Below are 19,410 nucleotides of genomic sequence, written 5' to 3'. Positions count from 1 at the left end.
AGAAAGGATCTTCACCAGCAATGGCCGACGAGAACACTCCGAGCACCCCTGAAGAGGGCAGCGACATCGCGATGCGGATCGAGCCCGTCGGGCTCGAGACGGAGATGCAGCGCTCGTACCTCGACTACGCGATGTCCGTCATCGTGTCCCGCGCGCTGCCCGACGTACGCGACGGACTCAAGCCCGTCCACCGCCGCGTCCTGTACGCCATGTACGACGGCGGCTACCGGCCCGAGAAGGGCTTCTACAAGTGCGCCCGCGTCGTCGGTGACGTCATGGGTAACTACCACCCGCACGGCGACTCCTCGATCTACGACGCCCTGGTCCGCCTGGCGCAGCCGTGGTCGATGCGCATGCCGCTGGTGGACTCCAACGGAAACTTCGGCTCTCCGGGCAACGACCCCGCGGCCGCCATGCGCTACACCGAGTGCAAGATGGCGCCGCTGTCCATGGAGATGGTCCGGGACATCGACGAGGAGACCGTCGACTTCACGGACAACTACGACGGCCGCTCGCAGGAGCCGACCGTCCTGCCGGCCCGTTTCCCGAACCTGCTGATCAACGGATCGGCCGGTATCGCCGTCGGCATGGCGACCAACATCCCGCCGCACAACCTGCGCGAGGTCGCCTCCGGTGCCCAGTGGTACCTGGAGAACCCGGAGGCCTCCCACGAGGAGCTCCTGGACGCGCTCATCGAGCGCATCAAGGGCCCCGACTTCCCGACCGGCGCCCTTGTGGTGGGCCGTAAGGGCATCGAAGAGGCGTACCGCACGGGCCGTGGCTCCATCACGATGCGCGCGGTCGTCGAGGTCGAGGAGATCCAGAACCGCCAGTGCCTGGTGGTCACCGAGCTGCCCTACCAGGTCAACCCGGACAACCTCGCGCAGAAGATCGCCGACCTCGTGAAGGACGGCAAGATCGGTGGCATCGCGGACGTCCGCGACGAGACGTCCTCCCGTACCGGGCAGCGTCTGGTCATCGTCCTCAAGCGCGACGCCGTCGCCAAGGTCGTGCTGAACAACCTGTACAAGCACACCGACCTGCAGACGAACTTCGGCGCCAACATGCTGGCGCTGGTGGACGGCGTGCCGCGCACGCTGTCGCTCGACGCGTTCATCCGGCACTGGGTGACGCACCAGATCGAGGTCATCGTCCGCCGCACGAAGTTCCGGCTGCGCAAGGCCGAGGAGCGCGCCCACATCCTGCGCGGCCTCCTGAAGGCCCTGGACGCCATCGACGAGGTCATCGCCCTCATCCGACGCAGCGAGACCGTGGAGATCGCGCGTGAGGGCCTCATGGGCCTTCTCCAGATCGACGAGATCCAGGCCAACGCCATCCTCGAGATGCAGCTGCGCCGGCTCGCCGCCCTGGAGCGCCAGAAGATCGTCGCCGAGCACGACGAACTGCAGCAGAAGATCGACGAGTACAACGCGATCCTGGCCTCGCCCGAGCGGCAGCGCCAGATCATCAGCGAGGAACTCCAGGCGATCGTCGACAAGTTCGGCGAGGACCGGCGCTCCAAGCTGGTGCCCTTCGACGGCGACATGTCCATGGAGGACCTGATCGCCGAAGAGGACATCGTCGTCACCATCACGCGCGGCGGGTACGTCAAGCGCACCAAGACGCACGACTACCGGTCGCAGAAGCGCGGCGGCAAGGGCGTTCGCGGCACGAAGCTCAAGGAAGACGACATCGTCGACCACTTCTTCGTGTCGACGACGCACCACTGGCTGCTGTTCTTCACCAACAAGGGCCGCGTGTACCGCGCCAAGGCGTACGAGCTTCCGGACGCCGGCCGCGACGCACGTGGGCAGCACGTGGCGAACCTGCTCGCCTTCCAGCCGGACGAGGCGATCGCCGAGATCCTCGCCATCCGCGACTACGATGCGGCGCCTTACCTGGTGCTCGCCACCAAGGCGGGCCTCGTCAAGAAGACTCCGCTCAAGGACTACGACTCGCCGCGTTCCGGTGGTGTCATCGCCATCAATCTCCGCGAAGCGGCGGACGGTTCGGACGACGAGCTGATCGGCGCCGAGCTGGTCTCGGCCGAGGACGACCTGCTGCTCATCAGCAAGAAGGCCCAGTCGATCCGGTTCACCGCCACGGACGACGCGCTGCGACCGATGGGCCGCGCCACTTCGGGCGTCAAGGGCATGAGTTTCCGTGAGGGCGACGAACTGCTCTCGATGAATGTCGTCCGGCCGGGTACTTTCGTGTTCACCGCCACCGACGGTGGGTACGCAAAGCGGACCAACGTCGACGAATACCGCGTCCAGGGTCGCGGTGGCCTCGGTATCAAGGCCGCCAAGATCGTGGAGGACCGTGGTTCGCTCGTGGGGGCGCTGGTGGTCGAGGAGACCGACGAGATCCTCGCCATCACGTTGTCCGGTGGTGTGATTCGTACGCGAGTCAACGAGGTCAGGGAGACGGGCCGTGACACCATGGGCGTCCAACTGATCAACCTGGGCAAGCGCGATGCCGTGGTCGGCATCGCTCGTAACGCCGAGGCCGGTCGTGAGGCCGAGGAGGTCGACGGTGACGCCGCGGACGCGGACGGCGCCGTGACCGACGAAACGGCCCAGGACGAGACGGCCGTCGTAACGGACGAGGGCGAGCAGTCCTCGGCCGAGTAGCGCGAGGAGTGAGTCATCGTGAGCGGAGCCACGGGCGCAGGCTCGACCGGGACATCCCCCGGTACCGAAACAGAGGGCGGCCGTGGCTCCGCTCGTGACTCGAAGGAATCGCACGAGTCTCATGGATCCCAGGGGGGAACTGTGACGGACACCCGAGGTCCGCAGACCCAGCAGTACGCGGACGGTGGCGGTGCCCTGCCCGGGGAGAGGCAACAGCCGCAGCAGTCGGCTCAGCCGTACCACCCGCCGCAGGCGTACCAGAGCGCACCGGCCGGAGCGGTGCGCAGGCCCCGCACCGGGGCACGCACCACTCCGCGCACCCGTAAGGCCCGCCTGCGGGTGGCCAAGGCGGACCCGTGGTCGGTGATGAAGGTCAGCTTCCTGCTGTCCATCGCGCTCGGCATCTGCACGATCATCGCGTCCGCGGTGCTGTGGATGGTCATGGACGCCATGGGCGTCTTCTCCACGGTCGGCGGCACGATCTCCGAGGCCACGGGCTCGAACGAGTCCAACGGCTTCGACCTTCAGTCGTTCCTCTCGCTGCCGCGCGTGCTGATGTTCACGACGGTCATCGCGGTCATCGACGTCGTCCTGGCGACGGCGCTCGCGACGCTCGGCGCGTTCATCTACAACCTCTCCGCGGGCTTCGTCGGCGGTATCGAGCTCACGCTCGCCGAGGACGAGTAGAGCGGCGGTCAGCGGCTTCTCAGGGCGCCTGCGGGTGGCCTGAGGGCCGTCACCGGGCGGGCCGGGACTATCGATTTTGGGACTGGCCGCCTGGTGCGCTAATCTTCAGAGGTCAGCGCGCGGGACACACACCGCAGAGCGCGGCGGGGCTATAGCTCAGTTGGTTAGAGCGCATCCCTGATAAGGATGAGGCCACAGGTTCAAATCCTGTTAGCCCCACATGCGAAAAGACCCCCAGTCGATATCGGCTGGGGGTCTTTGACATCTACGGCTGACATCAGCCGATCAGCGGATCTTCCAGAAGCTCAGCCAGCAGGGCGACCGCTTCCCGCTCGTCCGAGCCCACCACGTGCGTATAGACGTCCATGGTCATGCTGATCTGGCTGTGCCGCAGGATCGCTTGCGCCACCTTGGGATGGACCTTCAGGAAGGCGAGCAGGGTCCCGCAGGTGTGCCGGGCCAGTCGGACCGTGATGCGGCGGACACCGGCGCGGCTCACCAGGCGGTCGAAGCTCCGCGAGAAGCCCACGGGGTCGATCATCCCGCCGTGCTCAGCCGAGAAGATCAGGTCTTGGCCTTCTGGCTGCTCCCAGTGCTCACCCGCGATCTTCCGTTCCAGCTCCTGAAGCTCCCGGCGTTCCTCCAGAGCGCGAGCGCAGAACTCGGGCAAGGGGAGCACAGCCTGTGAGGACTCGGTCTTGAGGTCTTTGAGGACCAGGCCCTTGCCCTTCTCGCGCTGGACCTGCTTCACCGGCTCGAACTGGCGGGCCTCGAAGTCGATGTCCTGCCAGCGCAGCCCCAGCACCTCACTGCGACGCAGGCCCAGGACGAGCACCAGGACGCAGGCTGCGTACAGCCGATGCGATCGAGCCGTCCGCAGGAACGAGATCGCCTCCCGAGCGCTCCAGGCCCGACCCTTGTCCTTGCTGACCTTGGGCATGTCGACGAGCAGCGCGACGTTGCGCGTCAGCAGCTCCTCACGGACGGCGCGGTTGAGCGCGTTCCGCAGCGTCCGCAGCACCTCGAAGCGGGTAGCTGCGCCGACCTCATCTCGGGTGAGCTGGGCCATGAACGTACGGATCTGCGCCGGGGTCAGCTTGGTCAGCGGCTTCTTGCCCAGATGCGGCACTAGGTAGAGCCGGATCTTGGACTCGTACTTCGCGTACGTGTTGTGCTCGCGCTCCGGCTTCACGATGTGCTCAAGCCAGTAGGCCAGCCACTTCCCGAGGTTCCAGGTCTTGGCAGGCACGGGTACGCCGTTCCGCTCTTGCTCCTGGAGCTTGGCCAGCTTCTCGGACGCCTCGTCATAGGTGGCGCCATAGACGAACTTTCGGACCCGGTGGCCATCGGTGTTCGTCACGTAGGCGGCCCCGTGATACCGGCCGTCCTTCCGCTTGGTGATCGTTCCCCCACCGTTGGGGCGGCGCTTGGCCATCAGGCTGCCTCCTCGTACTCAAGTCGTGAAGCCAGGTACGCGCGCAGGCCATCAGCCGGGATGCGACGACTCCGGCCGATCGTGAGCGAGGGCAGACGATGCGTACGGATCAGGTCGTAGACCGTCGTGCGGCCGACCTTGAGTCGGGCCATGACCTCGGGGACCGTCAGAAGTTCGTCAGTCATCCCAGCCTTCCCCCTCGTCCAGGTCGGCGCGGGCCTCGCGGGCCAGCTCGCGGTTGTCGCGGATCTCGCGGGCGATCGACGCGGCGAGCCAGGATTCGCCGGGAGTGTGGCCCTGTCCGGCGTAGGTCCAGTGGGCGAGGACCAGCGTGGAACCCTCCGAGTCGTCGAGGTCTTCGGGGAGCCCGCGTTCACGGCGTTCCTGGCGGGCGCGGAAGTCGGCGCGGACCTGGCGGCGTTCGCCGAGGGTGGTGGAGTACGCCCGCGACTTCGTCATGAAGTGCCCGCGGAAGCCGAGCATGTGGGCCCAGCGCCACAGCTTCCGGTCCGGGTAGGCGTCGTCCAGGTCGCGGCAGGCTTCGATCAGGCTGCGGGTGTGCGCGGGCAGCGACAGCTTGTCGAGTTCGGCCAGTTCCCCGATCCGGCGGTTGACGGTCTCGGTGGCCTCAGCGGCCTTGGTGGCGTACTTGGCGACGTAGGAGGCGACCGCCTGGTCGGTCAGCTCGACCCCTTCCATGCCGCCGATGGCCTGGACGTCGATCTGCGAGCCCCACCGCAGCACTCGGGCGGGGACGTTGCCGGATGCGGGGAGCGGGACGGCGACGCGGGCGGCGGCTGCCTTGATGGAGTCGTCGAGGAGGGCGACCGTGGCCCATGCCGGCGGAGGGGCGTCGGGGCCGTCGGGACCGTCGAGGCGGACGACCGCGTGGAAGTGTACGGCGCCGCGCTTCTGGAATTCGGCGACCTTGCCGAAGGAGACCCGGCACACCTCTTTCAAGGCGGTTTGGGTCAGGCCCGCGCGGGCGGCGACCTCGCGACGGAGGTAGATGGTGAAGCGGCGCCACAGGTCCCCGGCGTGGTTGTTCCACAGCACGGCCCCGGCGTAGTCGTACCGGCTCGGGTCGAGGGCTGTGCCGAGTGCGGGATCGTCCTCCGCGTGGGAGCTCCCGCAGCGGCAGCAGCCCTTGGAGGGGCGGTTGTGGACCGGCCCGAACGACGGGGCGGTGAGGGTGGCGAAGACGCCCGGGTGCTGGCGGATCTCGCCGGAGATGCCCATACGCGAGTCGCCCGTGATCCCGGCACGGATCAGGTGGTACACGTCGCCCGCGTACGTCCAGGCACAGGAGGGGCAGCGGGAGGCCCGCCGGTTGCCGCAGGCGACCCGGAGCATCCCGCCCGGCTCGTTCTCCGTGCTGTACGAGTACAGGACATCGTGGGTCTTGGCATCACGGGTCACGGTCTGGCCGGTCAGGCGGATCGGGTGGGAGCAGCCGCCGGTACGGCGCACCTGTTCCTGCCAGCGGTCGAAGCCGGGCGCGTTGGCCACCCGAAGCAGGTCGGCGAGGGTGATGGGATCGGTGCCCAGGGAGGCCGCAGCACCGGCCACGGCCTCGGCGGCAACGGGGAAGTCCGTCACGCGCTCACCGCCACGGAGGGGCACGTCGAGGCGAGCAGGGCCCGCACGCGGTTTAGCTGGAAGGCGTGCCGGGACTGGGCGACCGGGCTGACGGGGCCGGGCGCCTCGTCGTACTCGATCAGACCGGAGCCCGTGCAGACACCGCAGAACGGGGAGGCCGACGTGTCCTCAGCCCAGCCCGTGCCCGCGCAGGTGTCGCAGTCCGCCCACACGCTCTTGGTCAGGAAGTACACGCACTCGGCCGGGTCGGTGCAGCGCATCTCCGCACACGCAGGACAGCCACGAAAAGCGCTGGCCTTGAAGACGATCTCGTCGTGCGTAGTGGTCGACGTCGCAGGCATCATGGAGGCTCCCTCAGTTGGGAAGCCGGGGCGGCGAATCTGCTTGGCGGTAGGAGCGCCGCCCCGGTGCGATCAACTGGCTTGAGCCAGTTGCTGGCTTAAGCCAGTAATGCACGAGTTGCTGCACGCGTCAAGACTCTGGCTTAAGCCAGTTGCTATGCTCGGGTGCATGACGACGTCCGGAGCCCCGCAGCAGCCAGCCAGTAGGCGCATTGCGGAGGCTCTACGAACCGCGATCGAACGAGGAGAGCTGGCACCCGGGGACAAGCTGCCCTCCGAGCGAGCCCTTGCCGAACTTCACGGGGCCGCGCGCAACACCGCCCGTGAAGCGGTCCGGATTCTTGCCGAACAGGGGCTCGTGACAGCCCGCCACGGACGTGGCGTCTTTGTGCGAGAACCACAGCGGCTGTTCAGGTTCGGCAGCGATCGCTACTCACTCAAGAATCGCGAGACCGGCCTTACCCCCTTCCGTCTGGAAGCGAAGCGGCAAGGGAAGGTGGCCCGGATCGAGGTTCCGAGCATCGAGCGTGAGGTTCCACCACGCGATGTGGCGGAGCGTCTGAATGTGCCGGCCGACGAGCCGAGCGTCGTTCATCGAGAAAACCACTACTTCGCTGACGACGAGCCCGTGCAGATCGTCTCGACCTACCTCCGTTGGGACGAGGCCCAGGGAACGCTCCTGCTGCAAGCCAAGACCGGCAAGGACGGGATCTACGGGCGCCTTGAGGAACTGGGGCACGTGATGACTCGCGTGCGCGATGAGATCAGCGCTCGTATGCCGACTCCTGAAGAGGCTGCGACCCTCGATCTCCTCCCCGGGGTGCCTGTGCTCGAAGTTCTGCACACCAGCTTGGATCAGCAGGGCGTGCCGTTCGAGGTCTCCAGGTACGTGCACCGCGCTGACCAGACCGGCTTGCTCTATGAACTGCCCGTGGGATGAGTAGGAGTCCGCAGTGACCGATCTCGTTGTTCGCCCCTTCGAGGACGGCGATATCGCCGGGGCCTCAGCGGCACTCGTCGAGGTACACGCCACTGACGGCTATCCCGTTGAAGGGGTTGAAGACCCGAAAGCGTGGCTTACCTCTGACGACGTGTTGGCGGCATGGGTCGCGGTCGACGAGGGGAGGGTGGTAGGGCACATCTCCGTCATGCAGCCGCATGGGGAAGACGCCGTAGTTCTCTGGCAGGAACAGAGTGGTGATCCTCAAGAAGGCATCGCGGTGTTGGCGCGGTTGTTCGTCGTACGAGAGGCTCGGAGGAAGGCCGCTGGCGAGCGCTTGATGCGAGCCGCTATGGACTACGGACAGCGCCAGGAGCGGCGTCTAGTGCTCGATGTCATGACGAAGGATGTCGCTGCCATGCGCCTCTACGAACGCTTGGGCTGGCGCAGGATCGGCGAAGCCGTCCATCAATACGGCGACGGGCAGTCCATCAACGCTGTTTGCTACGTCTCTCCCGACCCTGAGCGACGCTAGACCGTTACAGGTTTCTCTACCTCATCAAGCACCCGGCTGCGCTCCGCTCCGCCGGGCGGGCTTTCCGGCTCCGCTGGGGCTGCCGCTCCTGCCTTCGGCCCGCTCCGCCCCGCTGCGCCGACGCCCGCCCACAGTGGATAGGCCCGGAGGTCATGAGTCGAGCACCCGACACGTTTACGGCCCACGGTCACAGACGATGCCTCCGGCGGGGGATCGGCCGGCACCGGGTGGGAGGGGGCTCCGTTCCCGGCCGCAGGCCCGTGCGTGGTGAGCGTGGGGGGCTCCCATCCCGTCCACCATCGACCCAGGCAGAGCCGAGCAGACGCGGCCCATGGCGTCCAGGTCGTTCGTACAGTGGCGCGCTCCACCTGGACGCCATGAACCACGCCCGCTCCACAGACGTGTGGGTCGACGGCGGACGGGATGGGAGCAGGGAAGGGTGGTGAGTTGAGGTGGGAGGAGTAGCGTCGACGTATGACCCTTCAAGGGCGAGCAGACAAGAGGCTCACAGCGATGCAACGAGCCACTGTCGCCGATCAGCACGCGAACTACTGCAAGGCCCAGTCCGCCGATCACCTAGCCGCCGCAGAAATCGGCAACTTCGACTTCCATTCACGCATGAGCGTCGTGTTCCTCGGCATGGCCGAGGTGCATCAGTCCGCCGCCAACAAGCAGCGCCACGCCGCAACCATCCTCTAAGCCACCCCACCATCGTGTCTGTCAAGAGCGCCTGCCTCGTCTGACATCACCGGCTGACACCAACAAGGGCGTACGGCGCCGATCAACGCCGAACCTCAGCGGCAACCGAACCAGGGTTCAGCGAGCGTTCCTCACGGTCGAGAGACCACCTCGATCGACCTGATAAGGATGAGGCCACAGGTTCAAATCCTGTTAGCCCCACATCATGAGGACCCTCAAGTGGAAACACTTGGGGGTCTTCTGCTGTGCCATGACGTGCGCGTCATGCGTGCGCGTCATGCGTGCGCGTCATGTACGTCCCCGAACCCGGGCATGCCGAAAGGGCCCTCTCAGCCGAAAGTGATGGCTGGGGCCTGGTCTGTCGCTCTGCGGTTTCTCCGCGCTTGTTCTGCGCTTGTTCTGCGGTTGACCGCGCTGTCCTGCTGTCCTGCGTCTTGCTGCCTTGTGGGGCCTGCGGTCCATGGAGGCGGCTTATGAGGGCGCTGCCCTGTGTTTGGCCGCGTACTTGTGCCGCGTATCTGTTGTGCCAGATACCTGTCGTGCTGAGTACCTGTCGTGCTGGGTATCTGTTGTGCCGCGTACGAGACGCTGTCTCGCTGGACGTGGTCCGGTCCGTGGCCACGCTGAGGCTCGTACGCCCTGGCGTCTGCCGCGTCTGCCGCGTCGGCCCGTCGCGGTCCGTAGGTCCTCGTGCGCCGTGTTGTTCCTTGTGCGCACTACTGACTGGCTACGGCTTACTGCGCTAGCTATGGCTCACTGCGCTTGCCGCGCTTACTGTCCACGGCCTTACTGGGGTCCTGCTTTTCCTGCTGCGTTCTTGCTGTTGTGCTGCTGTGTTGCTGCTGTTCCAGCGTGGTGTCCTGCTCGTCGAGCCGGACGGACGGAGGGTCCTGCTTCGACTACGGCTCCGCGGTGAGTGCTTCGCTCGCCAGTTCCGTGTCGCTGTCCGACTGCTCGGTGTCGGCCGGCGGACGGTGGCGGCAGCTGGGGGAGGAACCATGGGCCTCGGCACGGATGCGCTGCTTCATCGTCGGTGGCAGGGACCTCTTGAAGGTCCAGAAGGGAACGGCCGACGTGGCGGCGGGGGCGCTCACCGCCGTGCTGCGGGCCTCCTCCGTCTGCTGTACGGGAGTGGCCGCGGTGGCCGGGGCGACGAGTCCGAGCGCCGAGAAGAGTGCGATGAAGGCAGAGATGACGATGGTCCACAGCGTCATGACCCGGTTCTTGGTCATGGCCCCTCACTTTCAGGTTGGGCGATTTGCGTACTTTCCTCATGATGTGTATGCGGCGCTTGGAGTGTTGGACCGACGCTCGTGGCGCGTCGATCTTCAGATGAACACCACTCGGATGGGCGCAAGAGGCCCGATATCTCATCGATAGAGGCGAATTTCATACTCTGAGGAGAAGTGGGCGTGATCTGTGGACTGAGATCGTCCGGTTCTACTGCTGTGCTCCGGGCGGGAGTTGGGTTGGATGCAGGTCACCGATCGGTCTCGGTCGGTGTGTATAGTCGGGCGCCAGAGGTCCCCTACGTCAACGAAAGACGAGGTCGCGCGGTGAAGAAGCTTCTCCTGGTCGCACTGGCCGCCATCGGCGGGCTCCTCGTGTACCGCCAGATCCAGGCGGATCGCGCCGAGCAGGATCTGTGGACGGAGGCGACTGACTCCGTGCCCACGGGTTCGTGAGTATCGACAACAGTCTCTTCGCAGGCCCCGGTCGCATCAGCGGCCGGGGCTTTGTGCTGCCGGGCTCCGGTTGTCTCGCCTCGCGGACTGCGCGGGGAGGCGGTATTCACGTATGCGACGTCACTTCTCGCGGCAGCCAATGAGTGGCGGGATTCCGGCGCACGGCGGACAGTGAGCGGGCCGGAGCGGCAGGATGACCCTTCATGGGGAGACTCATGAGGCGGCAGGTGGAGGGATGGCGCGGCCGAGGGCTGTGGGCGGTGGCTGCCGGGGCCGGGCTGTGCGCGGTGCTCGCGTTGTCCGGGGCGGCGGTGGCGGCCGAAGACTCCGATCCGTACGTCTATGCCGAGGACGCCCAGAAGGTGAGCGGGGCGCCGAACAGCACTGATGCGCCGCTGCTCAGGACGGGCGAGCCGTACCGGAGTTCGCTCGGGGCCGGGTCGGACGGTGCCGCGTACTACGGCGTCGAGCTGGACGGCGCCGCCAACGCGTACGTCTCGGCGGTTGCCGTGCCGCCGCTCGGGACCGGGGTGAAGGTGGCGTACTCGGACGGCTTCACCGTGACGCTTCAGGATCGCAAGGGCAACCGCTGCGACTCCGAGCGCGCGACGTTCCGCTCCGGTGCCTATCCGCGTCCCGTCGCGGCCGCCGCCGCGCGCCTTGTACGGCCGGGAGGGCTGCGGTGCCAGGCGGCAGGGACGTACTACGTGGTCGTGGAGCGGAAGGCGGACGCCGAGTCGACGCAGGAGGCCTGGGGGCTCGAACTGAAAGTGGCCACCGAGCCGGGGCTGGTCTCCGCGACGCCCACGGAGGGGCCGAAGGCCTGGCCGTCGGCCTCGGTGCGGCCGCCGTCGGGGAAGGCCGCGCGGCGCACGGGCGGGACCGGCTTCAACGATGCGGAGGCGCTGCCTACCGGGGTGTGGAAGGACGGCATCCGGCCCGGCGAGAGTCACTTCTACCGGATTCCGGTGGACTGGGGGCAGCAGCTCTTCGTCGACGCCGAGCTGGGCAGTTCGGCGGGGGACACCTCACGCCGGGGCTTCGTGACGGGCGCGCTCGACATGGAGCTGTACAACCCGGCGCGAGCGTCGGTGGCGGCGAAGGAGACGTCGTACGCGGGCGATCCGACCTCGGCCACGTTCGATCCGTTGCCGCCCGTGGCGTACGAGAACCGCTATCTGATGCGCGGTGATCAGGCGGCGATGCGTCTGGCCGGCTGGTACTACCTCAAGGTCACCCTCAATCCGGCGATGGCGGGGAAGTTCGGGGAGAAGGAGTCGGGGCTGACGCTGCGGGTGACCGTCGACGGTGAGGCACGGCAGGCGCCCGACTATGTGAGGGATCCCGCCGAGTTCCAGGTGACGGCCGCGGACCGGGAGGCCGCGGAGCGGGGAGAGGGCGGTGCCGTCTGGGGGGACTCGGGTTCGGCCGGCGGTGATGCCGGGGGAGGGCGCGGTGACGAGTCCGGCAGCGCGGGGTCTGGAGGGGCTTCCCCGGGCGGCGGGGCTGCTGCTCCGGGTTCGTCTTCTGCCTCTCCCGCTTCCGCCTCCTCGTCCTCCTCGGCGGAGAGCGGCGGGATGATGCTGCTGGGGGTGAGCGGGGTCGGCACGGGGACCGCGTTGGTGCTGTGGCTCGGGGTGTGGCGAGTGGTGGCTGTGCGGCGGGTCAGGGGACGGATGCGGGCTGAGCGCGTGGGGGGCTGAGCGAGCGTGCCGGACTGAGGGAGCGGCCAGAGTTGGGTGGGCGTGCGGACTGAGCTGTGAGCCTGGTCGGCCTTCCCCAGGTCTTGCCCCGGTCTTGCCCAGGTTTTCCCTTCGGCCTTCGCCCGGCCCTCTCCCGGCCCTCTCCCGGCCCTCTCACAACCTTCCTCAGGTCTTCCTCACGTCTTCGTCAGGCCTGACGAAAGCTTTCCGCAGGCTTTCTCTCCGTCTTCTTCGTCAGGTCTGGGTCAGGGCCCAGATGCCCACGGCGAAGCAGAGCGCGGCGATGAACAGGACCGGGATCGTCACTTTGCGGGGTGGTCCCGGCTGGTGTTCGGAGACTGCCCGGCTCCGACCTGGAACCTCTCGGCTGCGAGCGGTGTACAGAGAGTGACGGTCTTGTTGATACGGGACGACGGTGGTCACCGCGTGAGCCGGGTGAGGGGACGGGGAGAGGGAATGGGCGGTCGGGATGTGAGGGGTGTGGGGCAGGCGCCGCGGTACGTGCACCGGTTGCACCGGTTGCACCGGTTGCGTCGGTTGCACGGGTTCAGCAGGTGCTGGCCCCGCGGGCGTTGGGTCGGCAGGCGTTGGCTCCGCAGGTGTGGGCTCAACAGCGGCGGACTCCGCGGCGGACGGTGTCATGGCGGAGAGAGGTACGGCGGAGGGAGGTACGGCAGAGGGCGGTACGGCGGTTGGCTCCGCAGCCGTTGGCATCGCGGGTGTCGGCTGGTGCCGGGGCGGCTCGGGAAGCGGGGCTGGCGCGGCGGGACGGGCCGACGGCATCGGCGGCACCGATGGTGGGGGCGGGATCTGCTCGTCGAGGGGCGTCGGCGATGGGGACGGGCTCTGCTCGTCGAGAGGGGCCGGGGGCGGGAGATGGAAGCTGCCCGTCTCGGACATGGAGGGGACGGACGGTTCCGGCGTCGGATCCGGTATCTGGTCCGAGGCCGGCTCTGGTGCTGGTGCTGGTGCTGGTTCTGGTGCCTGCTTCGGTCCTTGCCCCGAGAAGGGCTCCGATTCGGGTTCCGGGCCGAGGCCGAGCCCGCGGCTGTAACCGTGGCCGGATTCCAGGTCAGGGCTGGGGTCGAGCTCGGCCCCGGCCCCGGCCTTGGCCCCAGTCCCCGCCCCGGCCCCAGACCCGTCCTCAGGCGCAGAGTCGGACGGCGTGGAATCGGTGGGCGAGGGCAGGACCGGAGTTGTCGTGGTCGCTTGCAGAGGGCGGCCTCTGCGGCCCCGGACGGCGGGACCGTTCGGGCCGAACCCCGGTGGGAGCGGCCCGAGTTGGTCGAATACCTCGATCAGCTCGTCGTCGGGGCTCGGGTCCTGCAGCAGCTCGGCGGCGGAGAGAAGGGCCTTGCGCGCCCCGGTGGCGGTACGGAAGCGGGCATCGGGGTCCGGCTGCAGCAATCCGGCGAGGACGCCCCACAGCGGACCGGGGACGCCCACCGGGGCCCCGGGCGTGCCGTGCTCGGCGAAGTGCTCGATCAGGGCCTGGGCGTCCGGCTTGGCGCCTTCGAGGAGATAGAGCGCGACGAGACCGGCGGCGAAGAGGTCCGCGGGAAAGTCCGGGTCGGCGCCCATCGCCTGCTCGGGCGCGAAGTAACCGGGCGTTCCCACCACGTAGTTGGCTTCCGTGAGGCGTGGCTCGCCCTTGCGCATCGCGATGCCGAAGTCGGAGACGCGCAGATGCGGCAGACCGGTGCCCGTGGCCTCGAGCAGGATGTTGGCGGGCTTGATGTCGCGGTGCACCACACCCTCGGCGTGCACGGCGGCGAGCCCGGAAAGGAGCTGGTCGAGGAGAACGCAGACGAACTGCGGTGGCAGGGGGCCGTAGTCGCCGATCAGATGCGCCAGCGAGCCGCCCGCGACCAGGTCCATGGTGAACAGGACCTTGTCGTCGTCCGCGGCCCAGCTCGCGGGGGCCAGGACGTGCGGATGATCGATGCGCAGCGCCTGCTCGCGCACGAACCGCAGCAGTGTGTGGGCGTCGCTCTGCTGCAGGACCTTGGCCGCCACATAGCGGCGGCGCCGGTGGTCCCAGGCCCGCCATACCGCGCCCACTCCCCCGCGGCCGATCGGATCGGCCAGTTCGTACCGGCCGGCGAAGACCTCACCCATGGTCGTGCGTCGCTCCCCTCCCGGGTCCGCGATGCGGAAAGCCCCCTCGGCCGTCCCGCAAGGACCTCCGGTCCGCCCCGTGACCGCCGCCGACGGTGGTCACGGAGCTGGATCCAGCGCTGCGCCCGGTCGGGATCAGCTCTGGTGCGCCTGGTAGTGGGCGACCGCGTCGGAGGTGCGCCCGGCGCCGTACACCCGGAGGAACTCTGCCAGTTCCGGGTGGGTGGGGGCGAGGGAGTCGGCAGCCTCGATGATGTCGCCGGCCGCCGAGACGGACCGCAGCAGCGACTGGATCTCACGCACCACGCGCTTCACGGTCGGTGCGCCCGAACCGGACGCCGTCTGTCCGGTGGTGTTGGTGAGCACCGAGCCGCCCTGCGACTTCTTGATCTCGTCCATGCGCTCGGTGGCCTCGGCGGCGCTGACGCTGCCGTCGGCGACCTGACCCGCCAGGTCCTGCAGAAGCTGCACGCGCTGCACCACGGCGGGATTTCCGATCTTGGCTCGCTGACCGCTCATCAGCTGGGACAGCATGGGCGCGGACAGTCCGAGGACGCCCGCCAGACGGGCCTGGTTGAGGCCGAGATCCTCGATCAGCCTACGGAAGAGCGCCCCCAGCGGCTCTCCGTACCAGCTCCGCTGGAGCTCCCGGGCTCTTGCGGTAGCTTCCTGCTGTGCGGCGTCCATTGCGTCTCCCCATCGCTTCCCCAAGTACGGTGCTTCGCTGCCGCTAAGCACGTGGGGCATCTTACGGAGAGTGGTCGCCTGCCGGGACCCCCAATCCTTTTGCAGGATCCGGGGGGTGACCCGGTACTCTGGTCTGCGGTGCTCGCCCAGGGTGTGAATCCTGCGGTGGGACGCATCGTTTTCGGGGCCTTAGCTCAGTTGGTAGAGCGCTGTCTTTGCATGGCAGATGTCAGGGGTTCGACTCCCCTAGGCTCCACAGCCCGAAGCCCCTCCCGCCAGGTTCTGTCCTGGCCGGAGGGGCTTTGTCGTGCGTCGATATGCGCTGCACGGTGGTGCGCAGAGGTCAGCGGTGGTCCTCCGGGTCTGCCTCCGCCTCGGCCTGCTTGGCCTGGACCTCCGGGTCGAGGACGGCCTGGCCGGTGCCGTCGACGGAGGTCAGCGGGGTGGTGTCGGGCACCTCGGTCGCGGCAGGGGGTTCGACCAGCCAGTCCGGGTTGGCCTGCTTGTCCCACCACTTCCATGCGACGTACGCGCCACCCGCCACAATGCCGAGCACGGCAAGACCCTTGGCGAGACGGCCGGCGCGGGCGCGGCGCTCGTGCTTGCGGGCGAGCTTCTGGATCTCCTTCGGGGAGACCTGCCCGCGGAGTGCGGCGAGTGCGGCGACGCTGCGGGCCGTCGCCTCCTCGCGGACCGGCTGGGCCGCCGCCACGGCCTGCTCGATGCGCGGCTTCGAGTACTCGGCGGCCTGCCGGGCGGCATGGCGGGTACGGACCGCTGCCTCATGGGCGGCGTGGTCGACCTTCGGCGGAACGTGGGTGCGGGCCTGCTCAAGTCGCGGAGCGAGGTGAGCGCCGTACTGGGCGCGGGCCTGCTGGGCGGCCTGCGCGACCTTGGGGCCGAGGACGACGCGCGCTTCGTGCGCATACTGCGTCGCACGGTCCTTGGCCGTCTCGGCGTAGGGCGCCACCACTTCCGCGGCGTGCAGCACGCTGTCCTTCGCCGAGCCGCTCGCGGCGCGCACGCTGTCGATGCGGGTCACGGGATCCTCCTCCTCGGTGGCGTACAGGTGTTTCACCTTTCCACCCTTTTGCGGATCATGCCTGCCGGAAGCGTCAATGCGGTGGTAAGGCTTGATTGGACTCAATAAGGAGCGGTAAGGGGCTTGGCGACGACAATGCCACGGATCGTGGCGCGGGGCGCCTCCTAGGTGTCGAGTAGACCGGTTTTGGGTCGCTCAAACCTCCGGCCCGCATCTGAGCCGTGCGAGGATCGGGAGGGCACAGAAGTCAACGGAAGGCAGATCGTGGCCGAGCAGCTGTACGCCACTCTCAAGACCAACCAGGGCGACATCGAGGTCAGGCTCCTGCCGAACCACGCGCCCAAGACGGTCAAGAACTTCGTGGAGCTCGCCAAGGGCGAGCGTGAGTGGACCAACCCGGAGACCGGTGAGAAGTCCACGGCCCCGCTCTACGACGGCACGATCTTCCACCGGGTGATCAGCGGCTTCATGATCCAGGGCGGCGACCCGCTGGGCAACGGCACGGGCGGCCCCGGCTACCAGTTCGAGGACGAGTTCCACCCCGACCTGGCCTTCACCAAGCCGTACCTGCTGGCCATGGCCAATGCGGGCCCGGGGACGAACGGGTCGCAGTTCTTCATCACCGTCTCGCCGACCGCCTGGCTGACCCGCAAGCACACGATCTTCGGCGAGGTCGTCGACGAGGCGGGCCAGAAGGTCGTCGACGCCATCGCGGCCGCCCAGACGAACCCGCGCACCGACCGCCCGGTCAACGACGTGGTCATCGAGTCGGTCGTCGTCGAGACCCGCTGACGCGCCCCGCCTGACGCGGCCCGCCGGCCGCAGGGAACCAATTCGCCCCGCTCGTCCGTAAGGATGGCGGGGCGCCGCGTTGCCCGCGCGGCGCCCGTATACGCGTACGAGACCGCTCCATCCGAGGGGACGACCGTCATGGACCAGGCGCCCGGCAGCCCGCAGGAACCGCAGGATGCCCAGGGCCTGCCCGGCTGCTATCGGCACCCCGACCGGCCCACCGGAATCCGTTGCACGCGCTGCGAGCGGCCGATCTGCCCGGAGTGCATGGTCAGTGCGTCGGTCGGGTTCCAGTGCCCGGAGTGTGTGCGCAGCGGTTCGGGCACGGGGCACGCGCCCACGGCCAATCAGCCGCGGACCGTCGCCGGGGGCACCGTCTCCGCCGATCCGCGGCTGGTCACGAAGGTGCTGGTCGGGATCTGTCTGGCGGCGTTCCTGGTGCAGATGGCGGGGACGGCCGGGGACCGGTTCACCGACCGGTTCGACATGCTCGGCCTGGCCTGGGTGCCTGCGCTGGGCGGACCGCAAGGGGTCGCCGAGGGCCAGTGGTACCGGCTGCTGACCGCGATGTTCCTGCACGGCAGCTACATCCACATCGCTTTCAACCTGCTCAGCCTGTGGTGGATCGGCGGACCGCTGGAGGCGGCGCTCGGCCGCGTCCGCTACCTGACGCTCTACGTCGTCTCCGGCCTTGCGGGCAGCGCCCTCAGTTACCTGCTCGCCGCGCCCAACCAGCCGTCGCTCGGAGCCTCCGGCGCCATCTTCGGGCTCTTCGGCGCGACTGCCGTCCTGATGCGCCGCCTCAACTACGATCTGCGGCCGGTCATCGCGCTGCTCGTGATCAACCTGATCTTCACGTTCAACCCGGCCTTCAACATCGCGTGGCAGGCCCACATCGGCGGCCTGGCGGCCGGGCTGGTCGTCGGGTACGCGATGATCCACGCTCCGCGCGAGCGTCGCGCGCTGGTGCAGTACGGGACCTGCGCGGTGGTGCTCCTCGCCGTGATCGTGACCGTCGTGGTCAGGACCGCTCAGCTCACTTGAGCCCACCTGTCCACCGATGGTGACCGAGGTTGTCCACAGCGCGTGGCGGATCTTGTGCATGCCGTGGGGAACAACTGTGCCCCTTGTCGCTGACCTGGGTTTTCCCAGGAAGGACAAGGGGCGAACAGATGGTCGAGCGTCACCGGGCCAGTCACACCGGCGTCAACATCCGGTGGGTTATCCACAGATCGTCTGACCTTTTCCCCACTGTGGAAAGTCCTGTGGATAACTCAGTGGATAGCTCGGGGCAGAGCTGGTGGAACGGCCCGGTCGTGGGCTACTTCCACTGGGTGGAGACACCGAAGCCGGCGGCGATGAAGCCGAAGCCCACGACGATGTTCCAGTTTCCGAGGGAGTCGATCGGCAGGGAGCCGTCGCTCACGTAGAAGACCACGATCCAGGCGAGCCCGATGAGGAACATCGCCAGCATCACCGGGGCCACCCAGCCGCGGTTGGTCAGCTTGATATTGGCTGCCTGCTTCGACGCCGGCGGGGGCGTGTAGTCGGCCTTCTTGCGGATACGTGACTTCGGCACGAGGGTCTCTCCTGTCGATGCGCTGCGTGGCCGCGCAGGGGACGTGGGCTGGCTCCGAGCAGCGTACAAGGGGAAGTTCAGAGGAATCCGAGCGCTCCCCCGGGCGTCCGTTAGCGTAGTGCTTCCGCGGCGTCGAAGGAGATAAGGGTACGTTGAGCAATTCTGCCGATCCCGGCAATGGTTCCGCCCGTGGCCGCTTCCGGCCCGTGCGGCTGCTCACTGTGGGCGTTTTCGCCCTCGCCGGACTCATCTTCTTCACCAGTTTCAATACGGCCAAGGGCACCAATATCCGTACGGATGCGTCCCTTTTGAAGCTCTCCGACCTCATTCAGGAGCGCAGCCACAAGAACAAGGAACTGGAAGAGACCAACAGCGGGGTCCGCGGCGACGTCGAGGCGCTGGCCGAGCGCGACGACGGGTCCACCAAGGCCGAGGACGAGAAGCTGGACGGCCTGGAGAAGGCCTCGGGGACGAAGAAGCTCAAAGGCGAGGCGGTTTCCGTCACGCTCGACGACGCCCCGCCGAACGCCACGGCCAAGCTCCCCGGCTACCCCGAGCCCCAGCCGAACGACCTGGTCATCCACCAGCAGGACCTCCAGGCCGTGGTGAACGCCCTGTGGCACGGCGGCGCCAAGGGCATCAAGGTCATGGACCAGCGCCTCATCTCCACCTCGGCCGTGCGCTGCGTCGGCAACACCCTGATCCTCCAGGGCCGCGTCTACTCGCCCCCGTACAAGATCACCGCGGTCGGCGACCCGGAGCAGCTCAAGCAGGCCGTCGCGGCCTCCCCGGAGATCCAGAACTACATGCTCTACGTGAACGCGTACGGGCTCGGCTGGAAAGTCGAGGACGACGGAGCGGTGACTCTTCCCGGCTACTCGGGCACAGTGGATCTCCACTACGCGAAGCCGGTGCAGTAACACCCGAGCCGGGGG

The 19,410-nt window shown here is 68.0% G+C and carries 19 protein-coding genes and 2 tRNA genes; 12 read left to right on the top strand and 9 right to left on the bottom strand.

Features of this window, described 5'->3' with window-relative positions; all coding sequences use genetic code 11:
* Positions 1 to 20: 20 nt before the first annotated feature.
* From gyrA to ACQUQD_RS20420, 3 genes are all read left to right on the top strand, one after another.
* Complete coding sequence (gene gyrA / locus ACQUQD_RS20430; protein WP_428953564.1) at positions 21 to 2,633, top strand: DNA gyrase subunit A; 2,613 nt, start codon at positions 21 to 23, stop codon at positions 2,631 to 2,633.
* A gap of 18 nt (positions 2,634 to 2,651) precedes the next feature.
* Entirely contained in the window at positions 2,652 to 3,320 is a 669-nt protein-coding gene (locus ACQUQD_RS20425; RefSeq protein ID WP_428953563.1) for a DUF3566 domain-containing protein, read from the top strand.
* Between the two features lie 145 nt (positions 3,321 to 3,465).
* Positions 3,466 to 3,539: transfer RNA gene (locus ACQUQD_RS20420), tRNA-Ile, on the top strand.
* A 58-nt stretch (positions 3,540 to 3,597) separates the two neighbouring features.
* Here ACQUQD_RS20420 and ACQUQD_RS20415 read toward each other — a convergent pair.
* The 4 genes from ACQUQD_RS20415 to ACQUQD_RS20400 are packed head-to-tail and all read right to left on the bottom strand — an operon-like array spanning position 3,598 to position 6,698.
* The gene (locus tag ACQUQD_RS20415; protein WP_428953562.1) at positions 3,598 to 4,755 is read right to left on the bottom strand and encodes a tyrosine-type recombinase/integrase; all 1,158 of its coding nucleotides are present in this window, start codon (positions 4,753 to 4,755) and stop codon (positions 3,598 to 3,600) included.
* Positions 4,755 to 4,940: a helix-turn-helix domain-containing protein gene (locus ACQUQD_RS20410; RefSeq protein WP_385710979.1), complete on the bottom strand. Its 186-nt coding sequence runs from the start codon at positions 4,938 to 4,940 to the stop codon at positions 4,755 to 4,757. The genes ACQUQD_RS20415 and ACQUQD_RS20410 overlap by 1 nt, the downstream gene beginning before the upstream one ends.
* Complete coding sequence (repSA, locus tag ACQUQD_RS20405) at positions 4,933 to 6,324, bottom strand: replication initiator protein RepSA (RefSeq protein WP_428957610.1); 1,392 nt, start codon at positions 6,322 to 6,324, stop codon at positions 4,933 to 4,935. The genes ACQUQD_RS20410 and repSA overlap by 8 nt, the downstream gene beginning before the upstream one ends.
* Before the next feature lie 26 nt (positions 6,325 to 6,350).
* Positions 6,351 to 6,698 carry a hypothetical protein gene (locus ACQUQD_RS20400; protein WP_428953561.1) on the bottom strand — a complete coding sequence of 116 codons (348 nt, stop codon included), beginning with the start codon at positions 6,696 to 6,698 and terminating at the stop codon, positions 6,351 to 6,353.
* Between the two features lie 166 nt (positions 6,699 to 6,864).
* Here ACQUQD_RS20400 and ACQUQD_RS20395 point away from each other — a divergent pair, with 166 nt between their 5' ends.
* The 3 genes from ACQUQD_RS20395 (at position 6,865) to ACQUQD_RS20385 (ending at position 8,869) form a co-directional block, all read left to right on the top strand.
* Entirely contained in the window at positions 6,865 to 7,635 is a 771-nt protein-coding gene (locus tag ACQUQD_RS20395) for a GntR family transcriptional regulator (RefSeq protein WP_428953560.1), read from the top strand.
* A 13-nt stretch (positions 7,636 to 7,648) separates the two neighbouring features.
* On the top strand, positions 7,649 to 8,170 hold the full coding sequence (locus tag ACQUQD_RS20390) for an N-acetyltransferase family protein (RefSeq protein ID WP_428953559.1): 522 nt from the start codon (positions 7,649 to 7,651) through the stop codon (positions 8,168 to 8,170).
* A 474-nt stretch (positions 8,171 to 8,644) separates the two neighbouring features.
* On the top strand, positions 8,645 to 8,869 hold the full coding sequence (locus tag ACQUQD_RS20385; RefSeq protein ID WP_428953558.1) for a hypothetical protein: 225 nt from the start codon (positions 8,645 to 8,647) through the stop codon (positions 8,867 to 8,869).
* An 899-nt stretch (positions 8,870 to 9,768) separates the two neighbouring features.
* On the opposite strand, the gene ACQUQD_RS20380 is transcribed toward ACQUQD_RS20385, so the two are convergent.
* Entirely contained in the window at positions 9,769 to 10,101 is a 333-nt protein-coding gene (locus ACQUQD_RS20380) for a DUF6344 domain-containing protein (protein ID WP_428953557.1), read from the bottom strand.
* A gap of 324 nt (positions 10,102 to 10,425) precedes the next feature.
* Between ACQUQD_RS20380 and ACQUQD_RS20375 the strand changes: the two genes are divergently transcribed.
* Both ACQUQD_RS20375 and ACQUQD_RS20370 read left to right on the top strand, forming a co-directional pair.
* Complete coding sequence (locus ACQUQD_RS20375) at positions 10,426 to 10,554, top strand: DLW-39 family protein (protein WP_003999697.1); 129 nt, start codon at positions 10,426 to 10,428, stop codon at positions 10,552 to 10,554.
* 215 nt (positions 10,555 to 10,769) lie between these two features.
* Positions 10,770 to 12,257: a hypothetical protein gene (locus tag ACQUQD_RS20370; protein ID WP_428953556.1), complete on the top strand. Its 1,488-nt coding sequence runs from the start codon at positions 10,770 to 10,772 to the stop codon at positions 12,255 to 12,257.
* A 234-nt stretch (positions 12,258 to 12,491) separates the two neighbouring features.
* Here ACQUQD_RS20370 and ACQUQD_RS20365 read toward each other — a convergent pair whose 3' ends face one another.
* Positions 12,492 to 14,375 carry a protein kinase domain-containing protein gene (locus ACQUQD_RS20365; protein ID WP_428953555.1) on the bottom strand — a complete coding sequence of 628 codons (1,884 nt, stop codon included), beginning with the start codon at positions 14,373 to 14,375 and terminating at the stop codon, positions 12,492 to 12,494.
* Positions 14,376 to 14,510: 135 nt separating this feature from the next.
* On the bottom strand, positions 14,511 to 15,062 hold the full coding sequence (locus tag ACQUQD_RS20360; RefSeq protein ID WP_428953554.1) for a helix-turn-helix domain-containing protein: 552 nt from the start codon (positions 15,060 to 15,062) through the stop codon (positions 14,511 to 14,513).
* Positions 15,063 to 15,245: 183 nt separating this feature from the next.
* Between ACQUQD_RS20360 and ACQUQD_RS20355 the strand changes: the two genes are divergently transcribed.
* Positions 15,246 to 15,318: transfer RNA gene (locus tag ACQUQD_RS20355), tRNA-Ala, on the top strand.
* Between the two features lie 87 nt (positions 15,319 to 15,405).
* On the opposite strand, the gene ACQUQD_RS20350 is transcribed toward ACQUQD_RS20355, so the two are convergent.
* Positions 15,406 to 16,104: a DUF5324 family protein gene (locus tag ACQUQD_RS20350; RefSeq protein WP_428957609.1), complete on the bottom strand. Its 699-nt coding sequence runs from the start codon at positions 16,102 to 16,104 to the stop codon at positions 15,406 to 15,408.
* Between the two features lie 264 nt (positions 16,105 to 16,368).
* Here ACQUQD_RS20350 and ACQUQD_RS20345 point away from each other — a divergent pair, with 264 nt between their 5' ends.
* Positions 16,369 to 16,896 (top strand): peptidylprolyl isomerase, encoded by a 528-nt coding sequence (locus ACQUQD_RS20345; protein ID WP_428953553.1) that lies wholly within the window; start codon positions 16,369 to 16,371, stop codon positions 16,894 to 16,896.
* Between the two features lie 138 nt (positions 16,897 to 17,034).
* Positions 17,035 to 17,940, top strand: coding sequence for a rhomboid family intramembrane serine protease (locus ACQUQD_RS20340; RefSeq protein ID WP_428953552.1), 906 nt, complete (start codon positions 17,035 to 17,037; stop codon positions 17,938 to 17,940).
* Positions 17,941 to 18,217: 277 nt separating this feature from the next.
* On the opposite strand, the gene crgA is transcribed toward ACQUQD_RS20340, so the two are convergent.
* Positions 18,218 to 18,475 carry a cell division protein CrgA gene (gene crgA, locus ACQUQD_RS20335; RefSeq protein ID WP_428953551.1) on the bottom strand — a complete coding sequence of 86 codons (258 nt, stop codon included), beginning with the start codon at positions 18,473 to 18,475 and terminating at the stop codon, positions 18,218 to 18,220.
* Between the two features lie 152 nt (positions 18,476 to 18,627).
* Between crgA and ACQUQD_RS20330 the strand changes: the two genes are divergently transcribed.
* Positions 18,628 to 19,395 carry a DUF881 domain-containing protein gene (locus ACQUQD_RS20330; protein ID WP_428953550.1) on the top strand — a complete coding sequence of 256 codons (768 nt, stop codon included), beginning with the start codon at positions 18,628 to 18,630 and terminating at the stop codon, positions 19,393 to 19,395.
* Positions 19,396 to 19,410: the final 15 nt, after the last annotated feature.

Origin of the sequence: Streptomyces sp. cg35 (assembly GCF_050410835.1) — a bacterium.
Taxonomy (GTDB): domain Bacteria; phylum Actinomycetota; class Actinomycetes; order Streptomycetales; family Streptomycetaceae; genus Streptomyces.
The sequence above is the reverse complement of the archived record's forward strand: the minus strand, read 5'-3'. Positions and strand labels throughout refer to the sequence as shown.